Source organism: Gimesia chilikensis (assembly GCF_008329715.1).
Lineage (GTDB): Bacteria > Planctomycetota > Planctomycetia > Planctomycetales > Planctomycetaceae > Gimesia > Gimesia chilikensis.
In genome coordinates this window covers 546,324-571,156 of record NZ_VTSR01000001.1, presented here as the reverse complement: position 1 = coordinate 571,156, position 24,833 = coordinate 546,324, and the positions used below count along the sequence as shown (strand labels likewise).

24 protein-coding genes are annotated in these 24,833 nt (G+C 53.7%); 7 read left to right on the top strand and 17 right to left on the bottom strand.

The features are described 5' to 3' along the window. Positions 1-360: 360 nt before the first annotated feature. Positions 361-1,089 (top strand): hypothetical protein, encoded by a 729-nt coding sequence (locus tag FYZ48_RS02020; RefSeq protein WP_145439532.1) that lies wholly within the window; start codon positions 361-363, stop codon positions 1,087-1,089. 90 nt (positions 1,090-1,179) lie between these two features. Here the strand turns inward: FYZ48_RS02020 and FYZ48_RS02015 are convergent, their stop codons facing one another. The 3 genes from FYZ48_RS02015 to FYZ48_RS02005 form a co-directional block, all read right to left on the bottom strand. Further along, complete coding sequence (locus FYZ48_RS02015; RefSeq protein ID WP_149336998.1) at positions 1,180-2,880, bottom strand: hypothetical protein; 1,701 nt, start codon at positions 2,878-2,880, stop codon at positions 1,180-1,182. Between the two features lie 39 nt (positions 2,881-2,919). Continuing rightward, on the bottom strand, positions 2,920-4,326 hold the full coding sequence (locus FYZ48_RS02010; protein WP_149336996.1) for a magnesium chelatase: 1,407 nt from the start codon (positions 4,324-4,326) through the stop codon (positions 2,920-2,922). Positions 4,327-4,527: 201 nt separating this feature from the next. Then, positions 4,528-5,994: a PAS domain S-box protein gene (locus FYZ48_RS02005; protein WP_149336994.1), complete on the bottom strand. Its 1,467-nt coding sequence runs from the start codon at positions 5,992-5,994 to the stop codon at positions 4,528-4,530. A 673-nt stretch (positions 5,995-6,667) separates the two neighbouring features. On the opposite strand from FYZ48_RS02005, the gene FYZ48_RS02000 reads away from it, so the two are divergent. The 3 genes from FYZ48_RS02000 to FYZ48_RS01990 all read left to right on the top strand — a co-directional run bounded on the left by FYZ48_RS02000 (position 6,668) and on the right by FYZ48_RS01990 (position 7,985). Beyond that, complete coding sequence (locus tag FYZ48_RS02000) at positions 6,668-6,892, top strand: carbon storage regulator (protein ID WP_242022302.1); 225 nt, start codon at positions 6,668-6,670, stop codon at positions 6,890-6,892. A 274-nt stretch (positions 6,893-7,166) separates the two neighbouring features. Next, positions 7,167-7,664, top strand: coding sequence for an Hsp20/alpha crystallin family protein (locus tag FYZ48_RS01995; RefSeq protein ID WP_149336992.1), 498 nt, complete (start codon positions 7,167-7,169; stop codon positions 7,662-7,664). Between the two features lie 51 nt (positions 7,665-7,715). Then, entirely contained in the window at positions 7,716-7,985 is a 270-nt protein-coding gene (locus FYZ48_RS01990) for a BON domain-containing protein (RefSeq protein ID WP_187781832.1), read from the top strand. A 141-nt stretch (positions 7,986-8,126) separates the two neighbouring features. Here FYZ48_RS01990 and FYZ48_RS01985 read toward each other — a convergent pair whose 3' ends face one another. Both FYZ48_RS01985 and FYZ48_RS01980 read right to left on the bottom strand, forming a co-directional pair. Beyond that, positions 8,127-8,570, bottom strand: a complete 444-nt coding sequence (locus tag FYZ48_RS01985; protein ID WP_149336987.1) for a rhodanese-like domain-containing protein — start codon at positions 8,568-8,570, stop codon at positions 8,127-8,129. A gap of 267 nt (positions 8,571-8,837) precedes the next feature. After that, positions 8,838-9,503 carry a response regulator gene (locus tag FYZ48_RS01980; protein WP_149336985.1) on the bottom strand — a complete coding sequence of 222 codons (666 nt, stop codon included), beginning with the start codon at positions 9,501-9,503 and terminating at the stop codon, positions 8,838-8,840. A 310-nt stretch (positions 9,504-9,813) separates the two neighbouring features. Here FYZ48_RS01980 and FYZ48_RS01975 point away from each other — a divergent pair, with 310 nt between their 5' ends. Beyond that, positions 9,814-11,004 carry an aminotransferase class V-fold PLP-dependent enzyme gene (locus tag FYZ48_RS01975; RefSeq protein WP_149336982.1) on the top strand — a complete coding sequence of 397 codons (1,191 nt, stop codon included), beginning with the start codon at positions 9,814-9,816 and terminating at the stop codon, positions 11,002-11,004. 17 nt (positions 11,005-11,021) lie between these two features. Here FYZ48_RS01975 and FYZ48_RS01970 read toward each other — a convergent pair whose 3' ends face one another. Continuing rightward, entirely contained in the window at positions 11,022-12,263 is a 1,242-nt protein-coding gene (locus tag FYZ48_RS01970; RefSeq protein WP_149336980.1) for a hypothetical protein, read from the bottom strand. 263 nt (positions 12,264-12,526) lie between these two features. On the opposite strand from FYZ48_RS01970, the gene FYZ48_RS01965 reads away from it, so the two are divergent. Then, on the top strand, positions 12,527-14,134 hold the full coding sequence (locus FYZ48_RS01965) for a protein adenylyltransferase SelO (RefSeq protein WP_149336978.1): 1,608 nt from the start codon (positions 12,527-12,529) through the stop codon (positions 14,132-14,134). A gap of 4 nt (positions 14,135-14,138) precedes the next feature. Here FYZ48_RS01965 and FYZ48_RS01960 read toward each other — a convergent pair whose 3' ends face one another. Both FYZ48_RS01960 and FYZ48_RS01955 read right to left on the bottom strand, forming a co-directional pair. Next, the gene (locus tag FYZ48_RS01960) at positions 14,139-14,549 is read right to left on the bottom strand and encodes a methionine-R-sulfoxide reductase (protein WP_149336976.1); all 411 of its coding nucleotides are present in this window, start codon (positions 14,547-14,549) and stop codon (positions 14,139-14,141) included. A gap of 28 nt (positions 14,550-14,577) precedes the next feature. After that, positions 14,578-15,663 carry a cyclopropane-fatty-acyl-phospholipid synthase gene (locus FYZ48_RS01955; protein ID WP_149336974.1) on the bottom strand — a complete coding sequence of 362 codons (1,086 nt, stop codon included), beginning with the start codon at positions 15,661-15,663 and terminating at the stop codon, positions 14,578-14,580. A gap of 399 nt (positions 15,664-16,062) precedes the next feature. Here FYZ48_RS01955 and FYZ48_RS01950 point away from each other — a divergent pair, with 399 nt between their 5' ends. Continuing rightward, entirely contained in the window at positions 16,063-16,527 is a 465-nt protein-coding gene (locus tag FYZ48_RS01950) for a hypothetical protein (RefSeq protein ID WP_149336972.1), read from the top strand. A 26-nt stretch (positions 16,528-16,553) separates the two neighbouring features. On the opposite strand, the gene FYZ48_RS01945 is transcribed toward FYZ48_RS01950, so the two are convergent. The 9 genes from FYZ48_RS01945 to FYZ48_RS01905 all read right to left on the bottom strand — a co-directional run bounded on the left by FYZ48_RS01945 (position 16,554) and on the right by FYZ48_RS01905 (position 24,814). Then, complete coding sequence (locus tag FYZ48_RS01945) at positions 16,554-17,111, bottom strand: hypothetical protein (RefSeq protein WP_149336969.1); 558 nt, start codon at positions 17,109-17,111, stop codon at positions 16,554-16,556. Next, positions 17,108-17,440 carry a PadR family transcriptional regulator gene (locus tag FYZ48_RS01940; RefSeq protein ID WP_149336967.1) on the bottom strand — a complete coding sequence of 111 codons (333 nt, stop codon included), beginning with the start codon at positions 17,438-17,440 and terminating at the stop codon, positions 17,108-17,110. The genes FYZ48_RS01945 and FYZ48_RS01940 overlap by 4 nt, the downstream gene beginning before the upstream one ends. A 127-nt stretch (positions 17,441-17,567) precedes the next feature. Then, entirely contained in the window at positions 17,568-18,044 is a 477-nt protein-coding gene (locus FYZ48_RS01935) for a macro domain-containing protein (RefSeq protein ID WP_149336965.1), read from the bottom strand. Next, positions 18,041-18,904: a substrate-binding periplasmic protein gene (locus FYZ48_RS01930; RefSeq protein ID WP_149336963.1), complete on the bottom strand. Its 864-nt coding sequence runs from the start codon at positions 18,902-18,904 to the stop codon at positions 18,041-18,043. Before FYZ48_RS01930 ends, FYZ48_RS01935 begins: the two co-directional genes overlap by 4 nt. Positions 18,905-18,972: 68 nt before the next feature. After that, positions 18,973-19,890 carry a DUF6714 family protein gene (locus FYZ48_RS01925; RefSeq protein ID WP_149336961.1) on the bottom strand — a complete coding sequence of 306 codons (918 nt, stop codon included), beginning with the start codon at positions 19,888-19,890 and terminating at the stop codon, positions 18,973-18,975. 66 nt (positions 19,891-19,956) lie between these two features. Then, the gene (locus FYZ48_RS01920) at positions 19,957-20,427 is read right to left on the bottom strand and encodes a hypothetical protein (protein ID WP_145181487.1); all 471 of its coding nucleotides are present in this window, start codon (positions 20,425-20,427) and stop codon (positions 19,957-19,959) included. Then, entirely contained in the window at positions 20,427-21,647 is a 1,221-nt protein-coding gene (locus tag FYZ48_RS01915; protein ID WP_198422169.1) for a DNA polymerase Y family protein, read from the bottom strand. The genes FYZ48_RS01920 and FYZ48_RS01915 overlap by 1 nt, the downstream gene beginning before the upstream one ends. Before the next feature lie 73 nt (positions 21,648-21,720). Then, on the bottom strand, positions 21,721-23,313 hold the full coding sequence (locus FYZ48_RS01910; RefSeq protein WP_149336959.1) for an FMN-binding glutamate synthase family protein: 1,593 nt from the start codon (positions 23,311-23,313) through the stop codon (positions 21,721-21,723). Positions 23,314-23,377: 64 nt separating this feature from the next. Then, positions 23,378-24,814, bottom strand: coding sequence for a cytochrome b N-terminal domain-containing protein (locus FYZ48_RS01905; RefSeq protein WP_149336957.1), 1,437 nt, complete (start codon positions 24,812-24,814; stop codon positions 23,378-23,380). Positions 24,815-24,833 lie beyond the last annotated feature (19 nt).

Here is a 24,833-nt window from a genome sequence, read left to right as displayed (position 1 = left end):
CTCATACCGGTTTGCCTGCTGGCGATACTGATACTCTTTCTGAATTGTTTTGAAAGCGGGTAGTCTTGTCATCAGGGATCGCAGTCTGCTGTATGCCCCATTCAGCCACAAGGGGATTGGATCGGATGCCACATGCCGACTGTATAGTAGGTGACGGGCATCTGGTTTCATGATCATGGGATTTTAAAGCCGGAAAAGTATGAGGCAGGGCATCGCATCTATGCATGTTTATTGTTGTGATATTAATTTCATTCTAATCATGTGTTCATTCAGCTTTGGTATAGTGTATCCAGACAATTCACAGCTGCTGTTTGGTGACTGTGAATTACTTTCTTTCATTTTGCTTAAAGGAGAGTGTCGATGTTTGGATGGCGAAAATGGAGTCTCAATGCGGGAATGCTGGCCTTGGCCTGCATGTGGATGGGAGCGCCGGCCTATGGTGATCCGGGGGACATCTGGGGGATGCTCACAGGAGAAGTAGAGGTCTGGTCAAATACCTGTACTGGGAATCCCAGTGCAACGGAAACGGGAACAACTTATGACGGTATCATCGGCACACATGGGAGCTCTGACCAGTATTGGGCAGCCTATGGTGCTTCTCTAGGAACTTCGCTTTATAGCGTTACTTGCGGTTCAAATGTGGATGAACAGGAAGTGATCGATTTTAGTTTGAGTGGTACTACAGTGAAGGATGCATCTCTGGCAGAATATGATGCGTCCTACGAGCTGTTACATGAGACCGGCGGAACTTCTACGACAACCGTACATGTGAAATACAGGTATACTTCAGTGGGAGATTCACACGGTCTGTCTTACGTCTCAGTAAAAAAGAATGGGAATGAAGTACTCAGCATCCAGGCCGGTACCGATGAGGTTATCGTGAAGGATGCCAGTGGAACTATTCTGGAAAGTTTTATTCCCGATCAGAGTTACTACGGCCATAATTTTCTCTTTGAGCGAACATATCCATTAACCTTTTCGACTGGAGATGTACTTCGTCTCACAGGATATGTGAATGTGGAGGCTCACGAAGACGGTTCAGACTTATCAACACTTGATGTCGATGTTTCCACGATCGGGCCTACCTAATTCGGGAACAGCTTAATTGAATCAGTATTTAAAATTGCCACTGCAGGCTAACTTGCAGTGGCAATATTATTGGCTGAGTTCGAAGAGAACTCAACCGATGATATCTTTCCGGTGGGAGACGTAGTCCCAGACGACGTAGCGGTCGAGGTCGCGGCCGGCGGTGAAGAATACGCGGCCCTGGGTGGCTTCGGCCAAACGGTGGGCGAACTGGATGTCTTCGCTCGACTGGGACCAGCTGGGAATCAGGAAAATATTGATCGTGATTCCCTCGCGATGGCAGAGGTAGGCTTCCCGCATGGTGGCTGATTCGGTCTGCGGATCAGGCGGATAGAGCAGATAGAGCTGTTCCCCTTCGAAGTGTGCGGTGGGCAGGCCGTCGGTGATCAGAATGATCTGTTTGTTGGGCGTGTCCTGTAATGCCAGGAAGTTCCGCGAGAGCTGGAGCCCGTGTTGGATGTTGGTGAAGTGCGGCGGAATGATCGACTCGCTGATCTTCTCGTCGCTCATGTCGACCTTCAGACGGACGACGGGATCGAAAATCGTAACCGGTTTGGGCATCATCTCGGCGATTTCACCGACCGTGCGCGGCTTGGCGAACGTGTACATCTCTATGAATTGCAGATAGTCACCGGGGAATTCGCCATGGATCAATGCTTCGAGTGCCAGGCCCATCTGCTTGACGTTAACGTACTGGCCTTCGTAGCGCATGGAGCCGCTCATATCCATGAGCACGGTAGTAGCGCACTTGGGTGTATTGCGTGTCTTGTGGATGACCAGATCGTCTGATTTCAGGCGGATTGGCAGCCCTGGTCCGTCTCTGAGAATGGCATTGGTGAAGGACTGAGTGATGTCCATGTTTGAGACCGAATCACCAAATTCGTAGGGTTTAGTGCTGGGCATTTCCACTGCACCTTCGCCAACCACAGGACCTGTGTGGCGACCGGTACGTGAGGCTTGCAGATCGCTGAAAATTCGTTCCAGGATACGGCTTTGAAACAGGCGGTAAGCTTTGGGGGTCAGACGGAACTGGCCTTTTGAGAATTCCAGTCCCTGTTGATCAGCCATCTCACGCAGCATATCGCGGACCTGTTTCTGGATCGCTTCCAGCGTTTCCATGTCGCCGGGCTGAGTGAATTCGGAGAGAGCCTCCATGTCGATGATCGCAATCTGAGCCGTCTCGCGGGCTTCTTCCAGCTGTTTCAGTAATTCATCGATCTTTTCGAGTTCCGCTTTGATCTCGAGGGCTTCCGGGATCGTCAGCGAAGTCCGTCCAGTGAAATGGTGGTTGGCGGCGAGTTCGTCGATTTCGTACTTGTTGCCCAGCCGGTCCACCAGCTGGACCAGTCCCTTGGAGAAGGGGCTCTGGTCGTCATTGATTCGGTACCAGAGTCGTTCCAGATCGTAGATCTGTTCTTCCCGGACTGCCTGTCGATAATAGTCTTTGTACTTCCGCGGCGGTTGGATCTGTTTCGCGTAATCGTGATAACTGCGGCGGGCTTTCTTACGGACGCCGTCGGTTTCGTAGGTTTCGAGGATTTTACGTTTCCGCTCCTCCAGCATGGCCAGCAGGGCATCCAAGCTCGGGCCGAGGCCGGCAATCTGGCTGGGATCGAGGCGAATGGCGCGGGCCAGTTCTTCCTCGGTCAGTTCCCGCATCGATCCATAATACATCATGTGATTCAACGCGGGGGATACCAGGTCCGGGGGCGGCTGCATCGGGTCGGGGATGCGTTTGGGGTCATACTTCTGGTAAGTATGAATAATACCGCCGGTCAGTCGTTTGTCTGTCATAGTCGTGTCTCGATCTCTCTGACGAGAGCCAGGGGGTGATCAGGTCTCGTAAGTGATGCGGCCATGATCCTGCGAACGCGAAATTTTACTGTTGGCGTAGAGTCCTGCGAGAATGAACTCAATACAGGACGCGCGGACGGCTTCATCACCTGAGGCATTGACCTCGAACGCTTTATCCCAGATCGGGGGAACGCGTTTCAGACGTTCGGCGTACTGGGAAGAGGGAAGCATGTCACCCACTTCGATCTTAATTCCCTGGGAAAAGATCTCACTGATCTCCGCGAGGCCATGTTCGACAATGTATTCCTGAAAGACATCCTGGATGGCCTGGGCGATGATGGAATCGAGCACCTGTCGCTCCGACATCTGGTTGGCGCCCATCAGGTCGAGTTCCAGCTTCCCCAGCGAGGACGAGTAGAGATGCCCCAGATCACTGATACGGGGAACAGCCGGTTTTTCATTGAGCACCGCACCTCGGCGGCGGGCTGAAGCGACCATCATGCGATAGTTGGCAATACTGAAGCGGGCACTCACGCCGGAATCGTGGTCGACGTATTTTGAGGCGCGGGCAGCGACGGATATCTGTTCAACAATCTCACGCATGAAATAGGGAACGACCACGGGGACATCCCCTTCCAGATCGACGTTGGCTTCCTGCTCCATGATTTCAATTCCCAGGCTGCGTTCCCGGGGATAATGCGTATGAACAACCGAGCCGATGCGGTCCTTCAACTGGGGGATGACTTTCCCACTGCGGTTGAAGGTCGAGGGGTTGGATGAGAACAGAATCAGCATGTCGAGGTCGAAGCGGATGGGATAGCCGCGGATCTGGACGTCCCGTTCTTCGAGGATATTGAACAGACCAACCTGGACCAGTTCATCGAGTTCGGGCAATTCGTTCATGGCAAAGATGCCCCGGTGCATGCGGGGAATCAGACCGAAGTGTAGTGCACTTTCTGCAGACATGCTTTCACCGTGCGCCAGTTTGGCGGGATCGATTTCGCCGATCACGTCAGCAAACTTGGTTCCCGGTGCCAGACGTTCCGCGTAACGGTCTTCACGCGACCACCAGGCGATGGGTACATCGTGGTCTGGGGTATTCGCCAGAAATTTGCGTCCGATACTGGTGATGGGCTGATAGGGATCGTCGTGCACAGGCGACTCAGGCAGATCGAGATAGGGGATCTCTGGATCCAGAAACCGGACCAGTTGTCGCATGATGCGGCTTTTAGCCTGCCCCTTTTCACCCAGAAAGAGCATGTCATGCTCAGAGAGCAGGGCGAGGACGATGTCGGGGATGACAGTATCATCATAGCCGACAATGCCGGGAAACAGTTCCTCCCCCTGTTGCAGGACCTGCATCAAATTGTCATAAATTTCTCGTTTAACTGTTTTGCTTTGCCAGCCGCTTTCGCGGAGTTCCGCCAGATTGGTGGGACGACTCATGTAGAAATCTCGTTATGTTCGGAGGCTGAATGCGGTTTGAGGGATGCGCTGTTTTGATGTTAAAGAGTTTTTGAATCAGCCAGGTGCGTCGGCGGTGAACTGACCATTTCAGACTCTCATTCAATCATAGACAAAATCAGCGTTCAGACTATAGTGTGTTTGTTCACTTTTGCAGTTTCCGGTTAAGAGGATGCATTCCTGTCAGGATTCTCCCGACAGGGCCGCGTTTTCTATCGGGGTCAGTGAGGTGATAATTCGGGCAACGGTTCCCTGTCCTCGTGTGGACTCGAGACGGAATTTTCCGTTGATGAGTGAGAGCCGGAATTCAATATTGCTCAGGCCGATGCCACTCGCATCGGAAATCTGGTGATCGAGCTGTTCTGTATCGAAACCCACACCCTGATCGGAAACGACAATCTCAATTTTGTTTTCGGGTAGCAGGCTCATGCAGACACGCGCTTCGGTGGTTTCCGAATGCTTGACGACGTTAAACAGCAGTTCGCGAATGCATTCATATAAGGCGACTTTGATTGTATCGTGTTGTGGTTCCGCCTGGCGGTCGAGGTCGAGTGTGACATTCAGGTTGTAGCGTTCCTGCATGTTGTGTGACAGCCATTCCAGCGCAGTGACCAGGCCTTCTTCGTGTAGAACGACCGGGTTGAGTTCCGCGGTCAGGGAACGTGTGATTTCAATTCCCTGGTTGAGCAGTTCATCGGCGCGGGTCAAAGTCTGGCGGATGAATTCATCAGTAGTGTCATTTTTAGCGATATCCAGGTGGATGCGGACTCCTACGAGAACCTGCTGGAGGTGGTCATGGAGGATGTCTGCCAGTTGTCGTCGTTCCTGCTGGGCTGCGACAGCGACGGCCCGGGTCAAATCGGCCTGTTTCTGTTCCGCCTGTTTCCGTTCACTGATATCCCCAATGATTCCGGCGAAGAGTCCGAACTGGGGCAGATCCGTAACGGAGATCTCGATGGGGAACAGGCTACCATCACGTCGTCGCGCCATCAGTTCCCGCCGCGAACCAATAATCGAGGCCTGTCCTGTTTCCAGATAACGGGTGAGATACCGGTCATGCACAGCCCGGATCGCATCGGGAGTGAGCACGCTGACGTTCTGGTTAATGATTTCATGTTCCTGGTAACCGAACATTTTTTCCGCAGCCGGGTTAAATGATTGAATCAGCCCGCTGCGATTGATGGTAATGACCGCCTCAATGGCGGTTTCCACGATCGCTTTGAGTTCGGCCTGTGTCTGCAGGAGTTCGCTGGAAACGCTTTGGTTTTGCAGGATCCGTTTAATTGAGGACCGAAACAGATCCGGATCGATGGGTTTGACGAAATAATCGGCGACACCGGTGCGAAAGGCGAGAATCATGTTTTCGATGCGGGTCCGGGAAGTGATGACCAGCAATTCGGCTGACGGGGCCAGTTGTTTTATTCGAGGAAGCACTTCTTCGATACTGCCATCAGGCAGGTCGTGTTCCAGAATGATCAGAAAATAATCTGACCACCGCTTACGGTCGAAAAGTTGAGCCACTGTCTCTGCAGTCTCAACCGGATAGCCTTCCTCTGCAAGAATCTGCAGCAGGCTGTTACGGGATTCAGGATCTGGTTCGACCAGCAGAATCGGTGATCCCTGGGGCTGGAGCGTAACTCCTGCTGACATGCTGGATTCCTGTTTCAAGGGACCTCCTTTTCGGTTTCAAACACTATTCTACGGTAACCGTTCCCCAGAGGTGTGTAAAGAATTTGTGAAGAAGTTTGCTGGTGCATTCCACGACCTGGGGGTTTCCCCCAGAGCAGAAAGGTCAGTTTTCCGATTACCGCTGATTGCGGAGTTTTGTAATGTACGCTCTACAGGATGTCTTATGCTCTGGCTCGTTTCGTCCTGGCGAGTGGGGAGAACAAGAAAAACAGTCAGCCATCGGGCCTGAACCTGACTGATTTCGCTTTTCTCTGAGAGTCTCAGGCAGGGATGTGAGTAACTAAGGGAATTGTGCCTTTATCACACTCTCTTGAGAGGAAAGATATTATGCGAACGACAGGTAGTTGGCCACAGCCGGCTGATTTGAAACAACGGTCACGCTTTCAGGTAAATCCGGAAATAACGGAGCGAGTCGAATACGATCTGAGCGAGATTGCCGGACTGGAGAATCAGCAGATTCAGAAGATGAGTCATCAGGAACTGGAGGGAATTGTTAGCGCAACGCGCTCGATGGTCTTGAACACACGCTGTCCCAATCGACTGTCTCACTTTGATCAGTCTACTCTTAAACGACTGGTTTATCTGGCCCGATACTGCTGCCAGAACCAGCGAGCCCGTACTCCATTTTCAGGGAATGAAAGCCATGCTTGTCTTAACACGCAAAAAAAATGAAGAGATTTGTATCAATGATGATATCGTGTTGACTGTGCTGCGGATTCAAGGTGGGAAAGTCAGAATCGGTATTAAATGCCCAGCAAAAATTCCGATTCGCCGCAGTGAAGTGCAGGTGGAAATGCTGGGTGAGGATGAATGTCTGTTAGAAGAACCCCTGATGACGGCAGAGCACCTGGTCGTTTGAAGTCCGGAACGGCTCTTGTTTCAGGCCCGTTCAGGTCAGACGATATGACGATAGATCATATTACTGACTCAGGGAATTTCTGAGGTCTACTGGAGGGACGCCCGGCGGGAATGATCTGCACTTTGCCCGATTTATTTGTCGAAGAATATTAATTAGCATCTTAATCATAATGATCGGTGGCAGGGATAACTGGTGAGTTGATTGGCATTTGGAACTCTGCCACAGATTGAACAATGCCGACAGATATCAGTCACAATTTCATTTCAGCAGGAGAATGAATATGACAACTTCACCAGAATTAAAAGGGACAGTAATGCGGGCGGATCAGTCGGTTCCAGAGGTGAGCAAATTCCTGGGCAGAGCTCCCTTCGGAGATCTGAGAAGTGAGATGGAGAAGCTGTTAAATACTATATCCGGGGCGGGAGGCATAACGAGTGCTGGCTTGAATGCAGCCTTGGACATATCAGAAACGGAAGATGCTGTCGAAGTCCGCATGGACGTACCCGGAATTGAGCCCGATGAGATCGAAGTGGAAGTCGTGGGAGAACTATTAAGAATCACAGGTGAGCGGAAAACTGAGCAAGAAGAAAAAAGGAAGACCTGGCACCGGGTTGAGCGTTCTGTCGGCAGCTTCGCTCGATCGATTAAGCTGCCCTGTGAGGTCGAAAGTGAGCACATAGAAGCCAGCTGCGAACGGGGCGTATTGACGATCGTGCTGCCCAAATCGCAATTTAATAGGCCACGTAAAATTCAGGTGAAACCCAGATCCTGAAGCGAATCCATGATATTTTCAGGACTCATTCGACAAACTAAGGAGGGCAGCGTGAAACTGCAGGGAGAAATAAAAACAGAATTGTTTTCCAATTCGGATCATCAACTCGTGGCACAGGTGAAACGTGTCTTGCAGTCTTCGGGCTATGCTTCCCTGGCGAAAGTCAGGGTGTTTGCTGAGGAGGGGAAAGTCTGTCTGGAAGGAGAAGTCCCAACCTATTTCATGAAACAGCTGGCCCAGACACGTGTACTGCCGATTGAGGGGGTCAGGCGACTGACGAATGAACTCAATGTGGACCGCCAGTACCACCATTTTACCTGAGCGATCTCAGCGGAGCCTCTGTCTGCTCCGCCAGGCAGACATCAGTCACGTTGCAAGCTCCTGACTTCACCCGGGAGTTTGTAGCGTGACTGTTTTCATCTCATGTGAGACCTCAAGTACATCTCTCCGCAGGGCCTCTAATCAGAGCTGCAGAAGATCAAATAGGGGTGCCTGGGTCAGCGAGAGCAGAAACAGAAATCGCTGCTCTTTGTCGGCCTGTTCAATTTCCAGTGAATTGCGTACGGCAGGCCCCTGTTCAACAGGTAGCAGAGCCGCTTTCCAGTCGACTTTGCCGGGTTCATAATGGAAGAGATTTTCATATCCCAGTTCGCCAAGTCGTTGTAGAGCCTGGCTGGCGATCGGACATTCAAAGTTCATTCCATAAATGACGATGGTTTGTGATTTGTCCGGGCAGAGTGCAGATACTTCATTGTCAAAACGATGGTCGAACGGGGCATTGATGGCCCCCCTGATGTGATATTCCTTATAAGAAATATGGGGTAGTACATCCAGTAACAGCAAGCTGGGGCAAGATGCCAGTAGTTGCTGAAGATCATTTCTACCAATCGTGGTCATGGCCTGCATTCTTTACTCTTGAAAACTCTTTTGGCGGTGGAGCTCATGCTGAGAGGGCAATGCGCTCGGACTCGAAGTTATCTTCGGACTGTGAGTATTTTAATCCAGGCCCGGGATGTCCTGCTATCAGGCAATCAGGGGGATAGGTCTGGGGGGAACTTCCGACGCTGCCATCAGGAATTACCCCAGGCAGATTTCCAGGGGATCTGTAACAACAAGGGGAAGTGAGAGTAAAGAGGCCTGTGCCCGGGTATAAGTCGCCCTGTCGCGGAAGTACTATTTCTTTTCCAGGACCCACTGAATCGCATTGCGGATCAATTCTGTCGCATTATCGAGGTTCAGCTTGTGTTTGATGTTTTCCCGATAAGTTTCGACGGTTTTGGGGCTCAGGTTCAGTTTTTCGGCGATTTGGCGTGTCGTCTCTCCCAGACCGATCTGTTCGAATACTTCCAGTTCGCGATCGGAGAGCGTTTCAATGGGAGACTCTTCGCTGTAATTCTCTGATCCGATGGAACGGCAGATCATGCGTTCTGTAATTTCGGAGCTGAGAAAAACTTTTCCCGAGAGTACCCGATGGATGGCGGTGACCAGTTGTTCGGGGGCTTGCTGCTTATTGACAAAGCCCAGAGCGCCGGCTCGAATACAGCGTTCGGCAAACAGGTTTTCGTCGTGCATGGAGACGGCGAGCATTTTGATCTGTTTGAACTGGGCCTTGATGTCTTTGATCAGCTCCAGTCCACTGCCATCTTTCAGAGAGATGTCGACGATTACCAGATCGGGCGGATCGTTCATGATCTGATTCAGGGCGACGGATTTACTGTCAGCCTCAGCACATACCTGCAGATTGCCTTCACGTTCGATCAACCGGGAATAGCCTTCCCTGACAATCGGATGATCGTCCACAATCATGATCCGGGTTTTAGACTGAGTCGTATTTTCCATTCAGAGGCCCCTGATTCCCAGTTGGCTGACCAGAAAACCGTCTGCGACTGGATGTGGAACCGTTCGTTCTCAATACAGACGATCTGGCGTCAGAGATGAATTATACAATCCCCAAAACTGCTTCGATAGATCATCTCTGGTTTCTATCCTGCGATTTCGTTGTCTGTTAAAATGGCTGATACTACTTGTTCGTACAGTCCCGTGCATCAGTCGTGAAAATATTCTGAATATAGCTTTATTGCGGTGAGAGGTGTCGGGGCAACCGAATTGAGTTTACTCGAGTTTTCAGTCCGAAGAGAAAGCAACGCTGATGAGTGTTTACCGGGAACTGGGAGTGGAACCGATAATCAATGCCTGTGGCAGTGTGACCCGACTGGGGGGCGCGCCAATGCCTGCAGAGGTGCTTGAGGCGTTTCACCAGGGGGCACAAGAGTGGGTGCCCCTGGAACAGCTGCAGGCCGCTGCCTCCAAAAAGATTGCTGCCCAGACCGGAACCGAAGCGGGACTGGTGACCTCCGGTGCCGCGGGCGCTTTGACACTGGGGACCGCGGCGATTCTGGCGGGGCACAATCTCAGACGGATAGAACAGCTGCCTCACTGTGATGAGTTTCCTCACGAATTCATCATCGCACGGGAACAGCGCAGTGGCTACGACCATGCGATTCGGGCGGCAGGAGCCCGGCTGGTCGAGGTTGGTTTTAATGAGATCGTTTCCAATGCGGGAGTCCGACGCACTGAGGTCTGGGAATATGCAGCGGCGATTACAGACCGGACTGCGGGCATCGTCTATGTGCATGCAGCAGACTCTGCGCCAGGGTTGAGTGAAGTGGTCCAGGTGGCGCACGAACATGGATTACCCGTGATTGTTGATGCCGCCGGGGAACTGCCGCCTCGAGAGAATCTGCGGGAAATCGCTGCGACCGGAGCCGACCTCGTTGCCTTCAGTGGAGGAAAGGCGATCCGCGGACCACAGTCCACTGGGCTATTGTGTGGTAAACGCGATCTGATCTCTTCCGCTGCTTTACAGATGCTGGACATGGACGATCATTATGAACTCTGGTCGCCGGCGGAAGGGCTGATTGATGCCTCCCAACTGAAAGGCCTGCCACGGCATGGGATTGGCAGGGCGCTCAAGGTCTCCAAGGAAGAGATTATCGCAGTCCTGACGGCCCTCGATCTGTTTGCCTCAGGGGCGTACGACGCGCAGAACCTGGAATATCGCAGCTGGTTAGAAAAAGTGGCAGAGGAAGTAGAGATAGCCGATGTTCGTGCTTCTTGTTACCTGGTAATTCCGGTAAATCCACAGCGCTGGCCGATCCTGGAAATTCAGGTGGAAGACCGTGATGCCTTTGAGATCTGCCGCAAGTTACGGGAAGGGACGCCGCCGATTTACGTCGGACACGCACGTCTACACGAAGGAATTCTGACGATCAATCCGTTGTGCCTGCAGGCTGAACAGGTCAGCGTTCTGGCCCGGAGACTGTGCGAAGAACTGACATAAGGTACTGGGTAAACCCCTCAGGTCTTCTGGTTCGCGTACGGCCAGCGGACTGCTTCGTAGTCGATGGCCAGTTGCGGTGTCTCTATGCGTTTGCCCCCTGCTGCCAGACTATGCATGACCGTGTCCAGAATGCCGGTGGTGAGTAGTGTGCGTTCGACCGGGTAAGCGGGTTGGCCTGTGTGGATCATGTGCTCAATGGCTTTCAGCAGGTAGGCGAAGTGCCCGAACGGCGGATCCAGTTCAAGCTTGATCCAGGTGGCTCGCGGCTGGTCCTCACCCTTCAATTTGACGGCGACCGCGTAATGCCGGCCGAGTCGGTTGACCATCGCGACGGTACTTTTTAACCCATCCTGATGTTCCAGGAAGTAGAAGGCACTGTCGTCTTTGAGAATCTCTTCCCACTTGCCTTTCGCGACATTAGGTATCACGGCCAGGGCAGCTTTAAGCATTTCGCGATTCCATTTTCCTGCCTGCTCAGCTGCCCAGATCTGTTTGCCCTGTGCCGTTTCGACTGCGATGACGCCGGTAGAACCCCGACGATGTTCGATCAGGCACTGCTGTGCTTCCAGGGCGTGAAAGCCGTGCGCTTCGAAATTACCGCGGCCGATCGTCAGTACCGATTCGATTTCACAATTTTCCGGGAGCGTCAGTGTAGGGTGTCGCCAGGCAACCGGCAGCGAGGAGCCTGCCATCAGGGGAAAGTCCATTTTGCGCGACGTGTCAACCATGGCTTTCGCATCCTGCCAGCGATAGCCGAGATGCTTGTCGTTGTAGACGGGCACCGATTTGCCGAACTTTTGAAATGTGGCGGTGATTGCGTCGAAGAACTGCTTACGGGGATACATGTGCTGTTTCGTGTTGGGGGTGTAAGGGTAGTCGCCATGCTCGCCAACGATTAAGACGCCCGCTACCTGTACCTGCTTTGTTCCCAGCGTGATTGCTTCTTCTATCGTGTCTGTGATGGGAAATTCATATTTCCGGGACAGGGCGCGGCTCATGTCTCGCTCGGGAACCTGATCGGTATAGAGGGCCGCCAGTTTTAGATCGGGGCCCGGACCTCCCTGTTGCTGGAAGCCTTCCAGAATTTTGCCTACCAGGACATCGGCGTGTGAGTTGGGCGTGTATTCGGTCACGATGGCTGCGACTGGAAGCTGCGGGCGTGAGTTCGTTTCCGCAGCGAAGGCATTGCCTGAGAGGAGCAGGGGGAGTGATGTTGTTGATGCCTGTTGCAGCCAGTGACGGCGATTCATGAGAGTCATGGCGGACCTCCTGAAATCTGGTTTGCAGAGGGTGGATCACTCTGAGGCGGAGTGATGGGGATGGATCAAGGATGGTTTATGTTAACTATGGCAGATTCACTACTGGTATACAAGATCATTCGAGAAATCTCGACGCCTGATGTTTTATGGTCTGACGTTTTTAAAGCAAAAGTGCTTGGTATTGTATCGCGACTCTCGATCACCGGCTTCTGGTAAAATATCCCCGGGTTTTCGTTTCGAGTGCAGAGTGCTAAAATAGCGTTATGAACAGTCAAAAAATGATCCAGAGTCTGGAAGAGCTTGAGTTTGATAACCAGTTTACACGTGCGCTGCCCGCGGACCCTGAGGCGAAGAATTATCGCAGGCAGGTGAGTGAGGCCTGTTATTCGCGTGTGTCTCCCACCAGCGTCCGGGAGCCGCAGCTTGTCGCTTATTCGCGAGAGATGGCCGAGGTCCTGGGACTTTCATCGGAAGCGGTCGAGTCGTCAGAGTTTGCTCAGGTCTTTGTAGGTAATAAGCTGCTGGAAGGGATGGATCCGTTTGCCATGTGTTACGGCGGACATCAGTTCGGCAACTGGGCCGGTCAGCTGGGGGATGGACGAGCCATCAACCTGGGTGAAGTGGTCAACCCGCGGGGGGAGCACTGGACGCTGCAACTGAAGGGAGCGGGCCCGACTCCCTATTCCCGCATGGCGGATGGCCTGGCGGTGCTGAGGTCATCGGTGCGCGAGTTTCTGTGCAGCGAAGCCATGCATCACCTGGGAGTACCCACCACGCGGGCACTCAGCCTGGTACTCACCGGCGAAGAGGTGCAGCGGGATATGTTTTATGATGGTAATCCCCAGATGGAGCCCGGCGCGGTGGTCTGTCGTGTTGCGCCTTCCTTTCTACGGTTCGGCAATTACCAGCTGTTTGCCGCTCGGGGCGAAATTGAAACGCTGAAAAAACTGGTGGACTATACGATCCGAACCGATTTCCCCGGCCTCGGAGATCCAGGGCGAGATACTTACCTGGCCTGGTTTGAGGAAGTCTGCCGCCGGACCGCGGATATGATCATTCATTGGATGCGCGTCGGTTTCGTACATGGCGTGATGAACACAGATAACATGTCGGTCCTGGGGTTGACCATCGACTATGGCCCCTATGGCTGGCTGGAAGATTTCGATCCGAACTGGACACCGAATACTACCGATGCTTCAGGACGCCGCTATCGCTTCGGTAACCAGCCGCAGATTGCACTGTGGAACCTGGTCCAGTTTGCGAATGCACTCTATCCACTGATCGAACAAGTCGAACCGCTGCAAGAGGCTTTGGATCAATATGCTGACCGCTTCCAGGAGGGCTGGCAGCAGATGATGGTTGAGAAACTCGGGCTGACTTCGTTTCAGGCCGATGAAGATGTGCCGTTGATCGAATCACTGCAGGAAGTCCTGCAACTGGTGGAAACCGACATGACGATCTTCTTCCGTAAACTGGCACTCTTAGAGACAGACGCGGATCTGGATGATGAGACGCTGCTCGCTCCACTCCGGGATGCTTATTATGCTCCCGAGAAGGTAACCGGCGACATTCAGACACAAATCTGCGACTGGTTACGGAGTTATCAGAATCGCCTGAAGCAGGATGGGACTGAAACAGCAGAACGCCGAACGCGGATGAATCTGATCAATCCGAAATACGTGTTACGGAATTACCTCGCGCAGTTGGCCATCGATAAAGCCGAAGAGGGCGATTTCTCCCTGGTCAATGAATTACTGGATGTCTTGCGGCAGCCGTATGATGAGCAGCCCGAGCGCGAACAGTATGCGGAGAAGCGACCGGAGTGGGCGCGGAATCGTCCCGGCTGTTCGATGCTGTCCTGCAGTTCCTGATCGCTCAGGCGTTTTCGCCTTTTACGACCGGGGGAAGAGACTCGCCGGCGGGAACGAATTTCATTGAGATGGAATTCACGCAGTGCCGGGTGTTTTTGTCGGTCATTCGTTCGCCGAGGAAGACGTGTCCCAGGTGGCCCCCGCAGTTATGACAGACGATTTCGGTGCGCATGCCGTCGGGGTCGGGGAAGCGATCGACGGCGTCGGGCAGTTCATCATCGAAACTGGGCCAGCCGCAGTGGCTTTGGAATTTATCGGCACTCTGGTAGAGCGGGGCGTTGCAGCGTCGGCAGATGAAGGTGCCTTCCTCTTTGAGGTCCGTGTATTCACCCACAAACGGACGTTCCGTCCCCTTGTGCAGAATCACGTATTCTTCTTCGGGAGTCAGTTTATTATATGCTGGTTCAGAAGACATGAGATCCTTCCTGTCTGATGGTCGCTGGTCAAAGTCGTGTCAGCAGAGCGGCGATCGAAATGAAGTGGAATTCATACCGTTCGGGATTGTCTGCCAGTAGTTGTTCAATTCTCTGGTATATTTTATCGACGATCTGTTCTGCGACCAACTCTGCAGGCAAGGCTGCCGCCAGCACCGGTTCCGTAAATGCCCGCAGGAAGCCGGTATAACTTTTCGCCCAGGCTTTGCGATCTCCTGTGCGGGCGAATTCGTCATTGAACGGGACCGGGGCATCGATGTCGGCGAGGTGTTCTATCCGAAATGCAGATGCCAGCTCAGGTACCTGTACGATGGGGGAGGCCAGTTCCTGTGTGCTGCGATAGTAGGCCGGGAACAGAAACTCTTCGTAGAACATCTGTGGTAACAGATCGGCTTCCACAAAGTCAAGCAGGGCGTCACTCAGGACATCGCAGATTCCGTGACCGGTAGAGTGGTTCTCATTTCGTCCGAAGACCTGTATCAGCAGTTTGCCACCAGGGATCAGTTCCGCGGCCCGGGCAGTATAAAACTCACACAGATCTTGATGGGCCTGCTGCTGGAAAGGCTGCAGTTCCTCAGGAGTGACCGAGACTCCCTCACGAGACGCACGAGGATTAGGTTGCATTGCCAGAACGAAGTGGGGAAGTTGCGCTTGCGGCTTATTGTCAAAAAAGCCGATGGCATTGAACGTGGTAGCCACGTGCAGAGTGCGCGGTGGCACCAGCCTGCCGAAAGCCGAGCCACCTATGGCTGCGGTATAGACATCGGGGGCGGTGAGTGCGGGGGTCTGATCGGGAAACAGATTCAGGAACAGCTGGTTGAAGTCATTGGTGGGCAGATCATCGAACAGGGCCCAGACAGGTAAGTCGGTGTGTTGACGTAAGGCAGCGACAACCCGGTTCATCGTATAAATGGCGTTGGCACCTTCCGAGGAGCCGATGTCGAGTACGTTCCAGCTGGACTGACTTTCCGTCGGTGCGGGCAGGTCGGCGATCGCTGCTTCCAGCCAGGGGAGAAACGAATCCGAAGCGGAACGCTGTTCGCGGGAGTTAGCATCGTAATAGCCGCCCCCTTTCATTCCGGTTGTCACTGGCATCGGCTGATCTCCTGGCTGAGGGGATGATTGAGAAACACAGAATGGTCCTTCCAGTTTATCGCAGGCAGAATTCAGAATCCATCGCCAGCAGGCCCGTATTGGGAATGATTCACCGAGACCTAAGTCATTTAATTTGTAGTGACTTTCGGAGCTGGAAGTGTACAGAATTGAAAATGTGAATGATGTTTATAAAGGGGCCCTCTGTCTGCGAAACAAAAGATTTTTTTGACGACTGTGAGTCGGAATGGTAAATTATTGACTGCTACAGCGAGCGTTCTTATTTCATTTCTCTTTGATTGGTCGCGCTGAAAAAAACAGGAGTTGCCTACGGAACATCAATCAATCCAGTAACAGGGCGATCGCCTTTCTGCAGTTCGTTCGCCCGCTAAAGGAGTTTTTATGAACAGAAAACAGACAAGCCTTGTGGTCGATGGTGCGTTAGAAGAGATTTCCGCACTGGAATATATTCTACTTGGCGACTTATTGGATTTACTGGATGAAGCAGATGGCGACGCCGCCGCCTGGAAATGGATCTCGAAAGTGCTGGACACGCTTTTGTCCGCGATGCCTCGCGAGTTCGAGTTACAGGACGAAGGTGGCTACCTGGAAGAGGTACTGGAAGAACAGCCGAACTGGCAGGGACAGGTCAGAGACCTTTACCGGGAACGCTGTGAACTCCTGCGGAAGCTGAATCAGCTGCGGACCCGGATGCGTGATTCACAGCCGCTGCAGAAAATGCAACAGATTGCCAGTGAATTGCGCGATGAACTACGCGACTGGATTACCAGCTATATCGCTCACCAGCGACACGAACGCCGGATTGTTCAGGACGCGTTCAACAGCGATTTCGGCGTCGGCGACTGAGTAAGGCCCGCTGGTCTGCATTTCCCTCAGGTGATTTGCAGGACGAAGAGTGTTACCAGGATGACGACTGGCAGGAACAGGGCTCCGCTAATGGCGATCCCCGTACCGGAGTATCGTTCTGGTGTCAGGCGTATATCGCGCGAAGCCAGTCCTGCGAAGACGATGCTCAGAAAGCCGATGATGGCAAACCACGCGTACGTGAATAACTCTCCTCGCGGAGCCAGGGGAGTGAAGACCAGCAGCAATCCTGCGACAGGCAGGAGTAAGGCGGTCATCGCTAACGGGTGACGCCTGCGCTGCGTAATTTTTAGTGGTGAATCTGCAGCAGCTGTCATTTCATCCCTGTCTCGATAGGCAGTGGGATCATCCAGTTCGGCAATAATCGCACTGATGTCCTGTCTGTCAGGTTGAGTCCCTCTGCGTTCCCAGGCCATTTCCAGAACCTGGGCTTCGACTTCATCACATATATTGTGGCGTTCAGAACGCGAGATTCCAGTTTCCGCCAGTACCTGTTCGATTGCGTCCAGGTACTCATCCAGCGGGCTGCGAACTTCATCGGTCAGATTGGACTGTGTGTGATTCATTCCGGTTCTCCTTCCACTAATTGACTGACGGCGTTTCCCATTAACTTCCACTGACCCAGCATTTCCTGTAAACGTATCTGACCAGTCGCCGTGAGTTTGTAATAACGGCGGGGTGGTCCTGAGGGAGAGGGAGCCACACGGACACTGACAAACTTTTCCCGTTTTAAACGGGCCAGGAGCGGATAGACGGTCGATTCGGTGAGTGCCAGTCCCTCAATGTGGTTAATCCGCTGAAGCAACTCGTAACCGTAGGCTTCGCCCTGGCGGAGCGCAGCCAGCACTGTCAGTTCCGTGACCCCTTTCCGTAACTGGCTCATCCAACTTTGCATGCTGATTCTTCCTGAACAGGACTACCTTCTAATCAGGTATATCATAATGCGATGTAGTGGTGTGTCAAGAATTATTTTGAGCGGCACTGGAAAAGTGAGTTGAGAGAACGAGGTGAGCGGGATTCAGTTAACCGAAGTCATAGACAAAGACTTCGATTCCGGCGGCGCAGAGGGTCTGCTGGATTAATGGTTCGATCTGATTCCACTTGCCGCCGGCCAGGCCGCAGCCGATGCGGGGCATGTGGACGGAGGCGGAGAGTTCCCCCGCTTTGTCGGCGACTGTTGCCAGGCACTGTTCAATGGCTGGATAACGGACCGGGGGACCTTTACTGCCGGTCTTCATGCCGCGCTGACCGATCATGTTGGCGATCCAGATGTATTTCTCGACGTTCACAAACTGCACTTCGCCCAGGCCGAAACTATTCTTGGCGCGTTCACGGTGCCACAGGCGGTATTCGGCTTCGGGTTCCGGCCAGCGTTTACTGATTGCCAGTACGAAGCCTTTGCCCCAGCCGCCCAGATCATTGCAGATGTGTGCAATGATCTTGTTGCCCTTCGATTGCGGCTGGGTGGCATCTCCCTGCAGGTAAGTGATTTCAGTCACGGTTTCGATTTCTGGTCACAAATGGTGCCGGGCAGGTCGATGTTATACTTTTTGAGCAGCTTCGCATATTCTCCGCTCTGACAGAGTTTCTGCAGGCCGGCGTTGAAGGCATCCCGTACGGAGGGTTCTTCGAAGTTGGCTTTGAAGTATGTGGTTTCCGGGAAGATGGCATGGTATTCGACTTCGTCCAGCTTGTGGCCGGTGGCCTGACTGATGGCGTTGAAGATCGCTTTGTCGATGACGATGACGGCGGCTTTGTCTTCCCAGAACTGTTTGACCTGCTGACCCTGGTCGGCGACTTCGACGTAGTTCTTGCGCTGCGGGGAATCCGGAGAGAACATTTTTTCGAATTCCGGACCGAGTTCGCGGTACGCATCCTGCCAGGTGAGAACCTTGTGATCGGCCAGATCGGCGATCTTTTCGATTTTGAGCTTCGCTGATTTTTTGGTGATGGCGGCGTTCGTGAAGTCGATGAAATTATCGGAGTAGAAAATGCCTTCCACGTCTTTAAACTGCTGTACGCCCAAAGCGAGATCGGCCTGATCTTCGGCGACTGCGGCCTGTAGTTTCGCATAAGGCATCTGAATGAAGTTGAGCTTGTAGTCGGGCAGGGCCCGGGTGGCGATATCGACCTCGATGCCTGTTGTGGCGTTCTTCATCACGTAAGGAGCGATGTCCGTACTGATGGCGACATTCAGCTGCTGTTTTTCCGAGCCGGCATCCGGTTCGGGGATAATTTCTGTCTCGGCGGTAATCCCAGGCTCTTCCTGCTGGGGCGCAGGCGTTGATTTTTGACAGGCGGTCAGGAACGTGGTGAGCAGCATCAGACTGGCAGCAGTATAAAGGCGGCATCCATTCATCTTTGTTTCTCCTGAGTGAAGGGGGATTTTGCTGGAGTATAATGCGTGCCTGTCGGGTGTTCAACAGGTTAATCTTCCTCAGCAGGTGAGAACTTTTTCCAGTATTGCTGGATTGCTTCCTCTGCAGCATCAAGATAATGCTCTCCCATATACTTCAGAAACAGATACACGGCTGCCGACTGTTTCTGGTTGAGCTGCAGAAAGCGTTCCAGGTCTTTCTCTTTTGAATCTGGTTCATGATTTGAGCGGTTCAGGATGCAAAAGGTATAAACCGTCCATTCGGCTACAATGGAATCGCTGTTCTCGTAGTTTTTCAGTGTCCAGATCATGTAGGCCGGGATGTAATATCGCCAGCTTTGCGGGTCAAGAAAAGGCAGGGCACTCGAACACTCTTCGATCCATGCTTCCGGGATATCTTCCCAGCAGCTATCGATGTCCAGGCTGCGGGCCTGTTCTGCCTCTTCCTCAGAACCATAATTGTCCCATACATCCGCTTCATGGAGCGTGATCTCTCCCCGAGCTACTCCATGAAAGGCTGCTGTAATTTCTTCGATGATGGCTACTCTTTCCTCATCTGGTAAACGCCAGATATTCTCATCTAGTGCCCAGCCTCCTTCCGCCCAACTGTCTCGTCCAAACTTTTCTGGGTTCAAAAGGAAGGCACGGGAGCGATTTACCCAGTGTTGTATGTTCTGGTTTGTGCTCTGCTCTCCCTGACTCAGTAACTCATCTATCTGGTTGCGCGAAATAGATTTCCCGTTGGTAGTGAAGTATGAACCAACAAGTAGATACAGACAGCTCACAAAGAAATCACTCTGAGGGCAGTCTTCCTCGACCAGAGATAAGATCAGGTCTGCATGCTTCGCTTGTGCTACCTCCATATCCCAGTCTTGATGAACCCATTCAGTATTTGGATCTTTTTTAGCCCAGGCCCGTATGTTTTCGGGAGTGGCATCCATCTCTGCTTCCTCTTCAGGATTTGACATTATTTCATCCTTCCCTTAATACACCAGGCATTCTAGCAGAAAAATGTTCCGTTGGACTTTTCTGTCTCAAATCTGTTCGCCCAGAAAGACGGGTTCGCGGTGGTAGCCGGTCATGACCTGGTAGTAGTGTGAGGCGGGTTGCAGGAGCAGGTAGACAGAGGGCTGTTCCCGCTGGTCGTGGATCAGGACGCCCTGGAGGCCTTCGCGGATCAGAAACCAGACACCCCGCTCAAGTCCGAAGTTGGCCAGGATTTCGACCGGCTCCGGGTGATACTGGGCCCAGGCGCCCGACTGGAGCGTGGCGACATCGCACCACCAGGCGAGGGGCGCGCTGCTGTTGCGCTGACGATTGCCCCAGGGGAGGATCTGCAGTTCCCCCTGGTAAAAGACGGGGAGCAGTGGCTGGCGGTGTCGTTGCAGGAACAGGATTTCCTTGTCGGCGGTTTCCGAACGCTGAATGACACGTTCTTCCAGTTGAAAGCGACGGATCAGTTTACGGGGGATTTCACGCCAGGCCAGGGTGATTGCAGTACACATCAGAAGCACATCTTTCCTGAAATGTCACAGATGTCATAGTTGTGAGTCGTGTCGTGGTAGATTTCATGCAGGGGCAGTGTTTCGGCACTGCGGATCGCGAAGCGGCCCAGTTTCTGGTTGATGTTGCGTTTGATCTGATCCAGGGGACTCTGGGCGTCTTCGAAGAAGAGCGATTTTTGAATCCGGTCCCGCCAGACCAGATTTTCAGCGATGATGTGCATGTGGCTGACGAGGTGGTCTTGCGGGGCGGCGGCCAGCATGGGCATCACGGCGTCATAAATGGTGCGAAAGGATGCGGAGGGGACGGCCAGCGGCGTGCGTCCGAGCCAGAGCGCGGTCTTGTTGGCGTCGATCTGCAGGCTGATGTGCCGGGCGTAGACGCGGTGATGGTCGAGGGCTTCAATCAGTCGTTCAATATTCCGCACGGCCCAGGCGCGGATCCGTTCGGGATCACTGGTCTTGCCGCCACAGGAACCGCCGCGGGCAATCGCTTTGTGGGGAGGCCGACTGGTCTGAATCGGTGTGACAGAGTCGCCGCGGAGTTCCCACCAGAGGGCTTCACCTTTGATGGTCAGCAGATCGCGGATCAGCAGGCGGTCTGCCTGGCGGAAATCCCAGCAGGTGTGAATATTGCGGTCCTGCAATTTGCGTTCGCTCCGCCGACCGATGCCACAGAGTTCGCCGACCGGCTGCGAGCGCAGGAAGGCTTCGCAGTTCTCCCTGTCGACGATGCGCACGCCGAACGGTTTGGCGGCATCGCTGCCCAGCTTGGCCAGGGCTCGTGAAGGGGCGATGCCGATAGAAACGGGGACCCCCACCTCATCCTGGACCAGCGTCTGCAGGGCCCGGGTGGCTTCCTGCAGGGGGAGTTGAAAGTAGCGTTGGAGTTCGCCGGCGTCGAAGAACATTTCGTCGATGCTGTAGTATTCGACGCGGGGGCTGACCATTTTGAGCAGGTCCAGCAGGCGACGGGAGATGACTTCGTACCAGCGGAAATCCCGTTTGACAAAGACGGCGTGGGGACAGAGTTTCTTGGCTTCCCAGATGGGGTGGCCGGTCTTAACTCCGTAGGATTTGAGTTCATAACTCTTGGCGATGACGCAGGCTCCCTGGTTGCCCAGAACGCCACAGGGGACGCCGCGCAGTGTGTAAGATCTTACTCTTTCACAGCTTACGTAGAAGCAGTCCGAGTCAATATGTCCAATCAAAGTCGTGCCCATGCGGGCATGGTATCAGAGCTTTCATGGAATACTACTGAACAGTATTTCGGATTTGCCAGGCCGGGGCCGGGGCTCAGCCATGATGGGATTCGAAGGTCTCTGCAGACGCCAGATTCCAGAGTTTACTGTAAACGGGGTAAGGGCAGTCCTCGAGCAGTTCTCCCGGTTTGAGGAAGTCGAAGGCTTCATAGTAGGAGAGAACTTCGGTCCGTTTCGGGCGGAGATAGATGTGCCAGGGGCGTAATTCATTGGGATGATCCAGGCCGGCAGCAGCGATGACTTCGGTCAGGGCTTCCATCGTATTATGATGGAAATTGTAGGCACGTTCGCTCTTATCCGGTACGACGAGTGCCCGCTGGCGTCCCTTGTCCTGGGTGGCGACGCCGACCGGACATTCGTTGGTGTGACAGGCCTGAGCCTGAATACAGCCGACGGACATCATGAAACCGCGGGCGGAGTTACACCAGTCGGCACCGATGGCCAGGCAGCGGGCCAGTGTGAAAGCGGAACTGACTTTGCCAGCGGCAGCGATTTTGATTTTGTCGCGGAGATTGCAGCCGACGAGAGCATTGTGCACGAAGATCAGCCCGGTCTTTAAGGGCATCCCCATGTTATCGGAAAATTCCAGCGGGGCGGCCCCGGTGCCCCCTTCGCCACCATCGACGGTGATGAAGTCGGGCAGGATACCGGTCTGCATCATGGCCTTGCAGATCGCGAGGAATTCACTGGGATGTCCGATGCAGAGTTTGAAGCCGACCGGCTTCCCTCCGGAGAGTTCCCGCAGCTGGGCGATGTATTCACACAGACCGATGGGGGTTGAATAAGTGGAGTGTCCGGGAGGTGAGATACAGTCTTCACCCATGGGGACTTTTCGGGTCGAGGCGATCTCGGGGGTGATTTTGGCAGCGGGGAGCACGCCCCCGTGACCGGGTTTGGCACCCTGCGAGATTTTAATCTCAATCATTTTGATGGTTTCATGAGCCGCCTGTTCCTGGAACAGATCGGGATTGAAAGTGCCGTCATGGTTCCGGCAGCCGAAATATCCGGTTCCGATCTGCCAGACAAGGTCGCCGCCCGGCTTCAGGTGATATGGGCTTACGCCCCCTTCGCCGGTACAGTGATAGAAGTTCCCTTTTTTGGCGCCCGCGTTCAGAGCCATAATTGCATTGGCGGAAAGGGCACCGAAGCTCATGGCAGATACATTCAGAATGGAGCAGGAGTAAGGCTGCTTACACTCAGGTCCGCCGACGGTCGTGCGAAACAGTTCTTTGGAACGGGGGCGCGGGGCCATGGAGTGGTTGAGCCACTCGTATTCATCGCCGTAGACGTCGAGTTCGGTGCCGAAGGGTTTGAGGCCATCAATATTTTTGGAGCGTTCATAAATCAGGGAGCGATCATCGTTGTTGAAAGGACGGCCATCGATATTGCTTTCGATAAAGTACTGATGGATTTCCGGTCGGATCATTTCAAACAGGAACCGCAGGTGTGCCATGATTGGATAGTTGCGGGTGATGCTGTGTCGGGTCTGGACCAGGTCCCAGACTCCCAGCAGGGAGAGTGGCGCCAGAACGATCAGCGGCCAGAAAAACCAGTCATCAACGGCAAGGCCCAGAATAAAAAACAGCAGGGTCAGCAGCACAGACAGGATGAAAGCCGAGTATCTCATGTGATTGACCAGTCAGAAACGAGAACAGTGGTGTCGAAATATTGATGAATGCAACCCGGGCTGATCAGGGAGAGTCCCCGTTCAGGATGGGTTGATCCTGGTCTACTCCCCGGGTTAACAGGAAATCTACAATCAGGTGCAGCTCATCGGAGCTGATAGAGCTGGCGAACGCCGGCATGTTGTGTCCACCGTTGTTGATCCGAATGATCAAATCGTCGCGGGTGAGCAACTTGCCGATTTCGGTGAGTTCGGGACCACGATGACCGCCGTATCCACTGATGTCGTGGCAGTACAGACAGCCTTTGATATGCATCAGCTTCGCCCCTTCCATCAATGGTCCCTGATCGGTGCCGACAACGGAAGCCGGTAATTCCTTCACACCGAAATCGGGTGACCAGGGTTTTTTGTAACCGTAAATGGTGAGTACGAGAAAGGCCACGGAGCCGAAGATTACGGTTCCCCCGGCCCAGGGACGTTTAGAAGGTGCCCGGTGTCCTTTATTGGAGATCATGGGCAGGAAGAACAGTCCCAGGAAGCCGAGGATCGGCACACCGAGAATGACCCAGGTTTCCAGTTTCGGCGGCAGAAGCGAGAGCACGGCGAAGTACCAGAGGAAGTACCAGTCGGGCAAGGGGTTCGCGTTGATGCTACTCGGGTTTGGTGGCGGATCGAGAGTCGGCGGACCGAGAAACAGGGAGCAGCCCAGGATAATGCCCACGATAATGGTGGAGAAGATCATGTCCCGCCACATGGCGTCCGGCCAGAACGGCACCCCGGTTTTGTGGATGCGTTCTTCGTACTTCTCTTTATAGGTCTCCGGGTCGACCGGATCGTTGGCATCAGGCATTTCGGAGATACCGTGCCGCATGATCAGCAGCATGTGCAGTCCGATACCCGCGAAAATAATCGCCGGCATGATAAACACGTGCATGGCGAAGAAGCGGGTAATGGTCGAGCCACCTACCGTTTCCCCACCCATGATGAAGTGGGCGATTGTAGGGCCGATGATGGGGGTTCTGCCCGCCATTTCTGCGGCCACGGTGACGGACCAGACACCATTGGCGTCCCAGCGGAGCAACTGTCCGGTGAAGGCCATCCCCAGCACGACAAACAGCAGGACCACGCCGCTCATCCAGTTCATTTCCCGGGGGTATTTGTAGGTGGCATGCATGTAGACCTGGATCATATGGATGACGGCCAGCATGACCATCGCGGAGGCACCGTAATAGTGCATGCCGCGCAAGAGGTTGCCCAGGGGAGCAGTGTTGGTGATATAGACGAGGCTCTCGTAGGTTTTTTCACCACCGGGAACATAGGCCATCGCCAGGCAGACCCCGGTGAAAACCTGCACCATGAATGCACAGAGTGTCGCACTCCCGAAGATGTACCACCAGCGGGCACTGTCGGGGACCAGATGCACCATGAGCGGCACAATGTAATCGGAATATCCGATTCGATTGTCGATCCAGTTCCAGGTTCGCATCAGAGGATTCTTGCTCATTCAGCCGGCTACTCGCTTT

Bases quoted from the DNA above. Each gene is read 5' to 3' on its own strand.
- FYZ48_RS02020 (WP_145439532.1), top strand. From the start codon at position 361: ATGTTTGGATGGCGAAAATGGAGTCTCAATGCGGGAATGCTGGCCTTG.
- FYZ48_RS02015 (WP_149336998.1), bottom strand. From the start codon at position 2,880: ATGACAGACAAACGACTGACCGGCGGTATTATTCATACTTACCAGAAG.
- FYZ48_RS02010 (WP_149336996.1), bottom strand. From the start codon at position 4,326: ATGAGTCGTCCCACCAATCTGGCGGAACTCCGCGAAAGCGGCTGGCAA.
- FYZ48_RS02005 (WP_149336994.1), bottom strand. From the start codon at position 5,994: ATGTCAGCAGGAGTTACGCTCCAGCCCCAGGGATCACCGATTCTGCTG.
- FYZ48_RS02000 (WP_242022302.1), top strand. From the start codon at position 6,668: ATGAAAGCCATGCTTGTCTTAACACGCAAAAAAAATGAAGAGATTTGT.
- FYZ48_RS01995 (WP_149336992.1), top strand. From the start codon at position 7,167: ATGAATATGACAACTTCACCAGAATTAAAAGGGACAGTAATGCGGGCG.
- FYZ48_RS01985 (WP_149336987.1), bottom strand. From the start codon at position 8,570: ATGCAGGCCATGACCACGATTGGTAGAAATGATCTTCAGCAACTACTG.
- FYZ48_RS01980 (WP_149336985.1), bottom strand. From the start codon at position 9,503: ATGGAAAATACGACTCAGTCTAAAACCCGGATCATGATTGTGGACGAT.
- FYZ48_RS01975 (WP_149336982.1), top strand. From the start codon at position 9,814: ATGAGTGTTTACCGGGAACTGGGAGTGGAACCGATAATCAATGCCTGT.
- FYZ48_RS01970 (WP_149336980.1), bottom strand. From the start codon at position 12,263: ATGACTCTCATGAATCGCCGTCACTGGCTGCAACAGGCATCAACAACA.
- FYZ48_RS01965 (WP_149336978.1), top strand. From the start codon at position 12,527: ATGAACAGTCAAAAAATGATCCAGAGTCTGGAAGAGCTTGAGTTTGAT.
- FYZ48_RS01960 (WP_149336976.1), bottom strand. From the start codon at position 14,549: ATGTCTTCTGAACCAGCATATAATAAACTGACTCCCGAAGAAGAATAC.
- FYZ48_RS01955 (WP_149336974.1), bottom strand. From the start codon at position 15,663: ATGCCAGTGACAACCGGAATGAAAGGGGGCGGCTATTACGATGCTAAC.
- FYZ48_RS01950 (WP_149336972.1), top strand. From the start codon at position 16,063: ATGAACAGAAAACAGACAAGCCTTGTGGTCGATGGTGCGTTAGAAGAG.
- FYZ48_RS01945 (WP_149336969.1), bottom strand. From the start codon at position 17,111: ATGAATCACACACAGTCCAATCTGACCGATGAAGTTCGCAGCCCGCTG.
- FYZ48_RS01940 (WP_149336967.1), bottom strand. From the start codon at position 17,440: ATGCAAAGTTGGATGAGCCAGTTACGGAAAGGGGTCACGGAACTGACA.
- FYZ48_RS01930 (WP_149336963.1), bottom strand. From the start codon at position 18,904: ATGAATGGATGCCGCCTTTATACTGCTGCCAGTCTGATGCTGCTCACC.
- FYZ48_RS01925 (WP_149336961.1), bottom strand. From the start codon at position 19,890: ATGTCAAATCCTGAAGAGGAAGCAGAGATGGATGCCACTCCCGAAAAC.
- FYZ48_RS01920 (WP_145181487.1), bottom strand. From the start codon at position 20,427: ATGTGTACTGCAATCACCCTGGCCTGGCGTGAAATCCCCCGTAAACTG.
- FYZ48_RS01915 (WP_198422169.1), bottom strand. From the start codon at position 21,647: ATGGGCACGACTTTGATTGGACATATTGACTCGGACTGCTTCTACGTA.
- FYZ48_RS01910 (WP_149336959.1), bottom strand. From the start codon at position 23,313: ATGAGATACTCGGCTTTCATCCTGTCTGTGCTGCTGACCCTGCTGTTT.
- FYZ48_RS01905 (WP_149336957.1), bottom strand. From the start codon at position 24,814: ATGAGCAAGAATCCTCTGATGCGAACCTGGAACTGGATCGACAATCGA.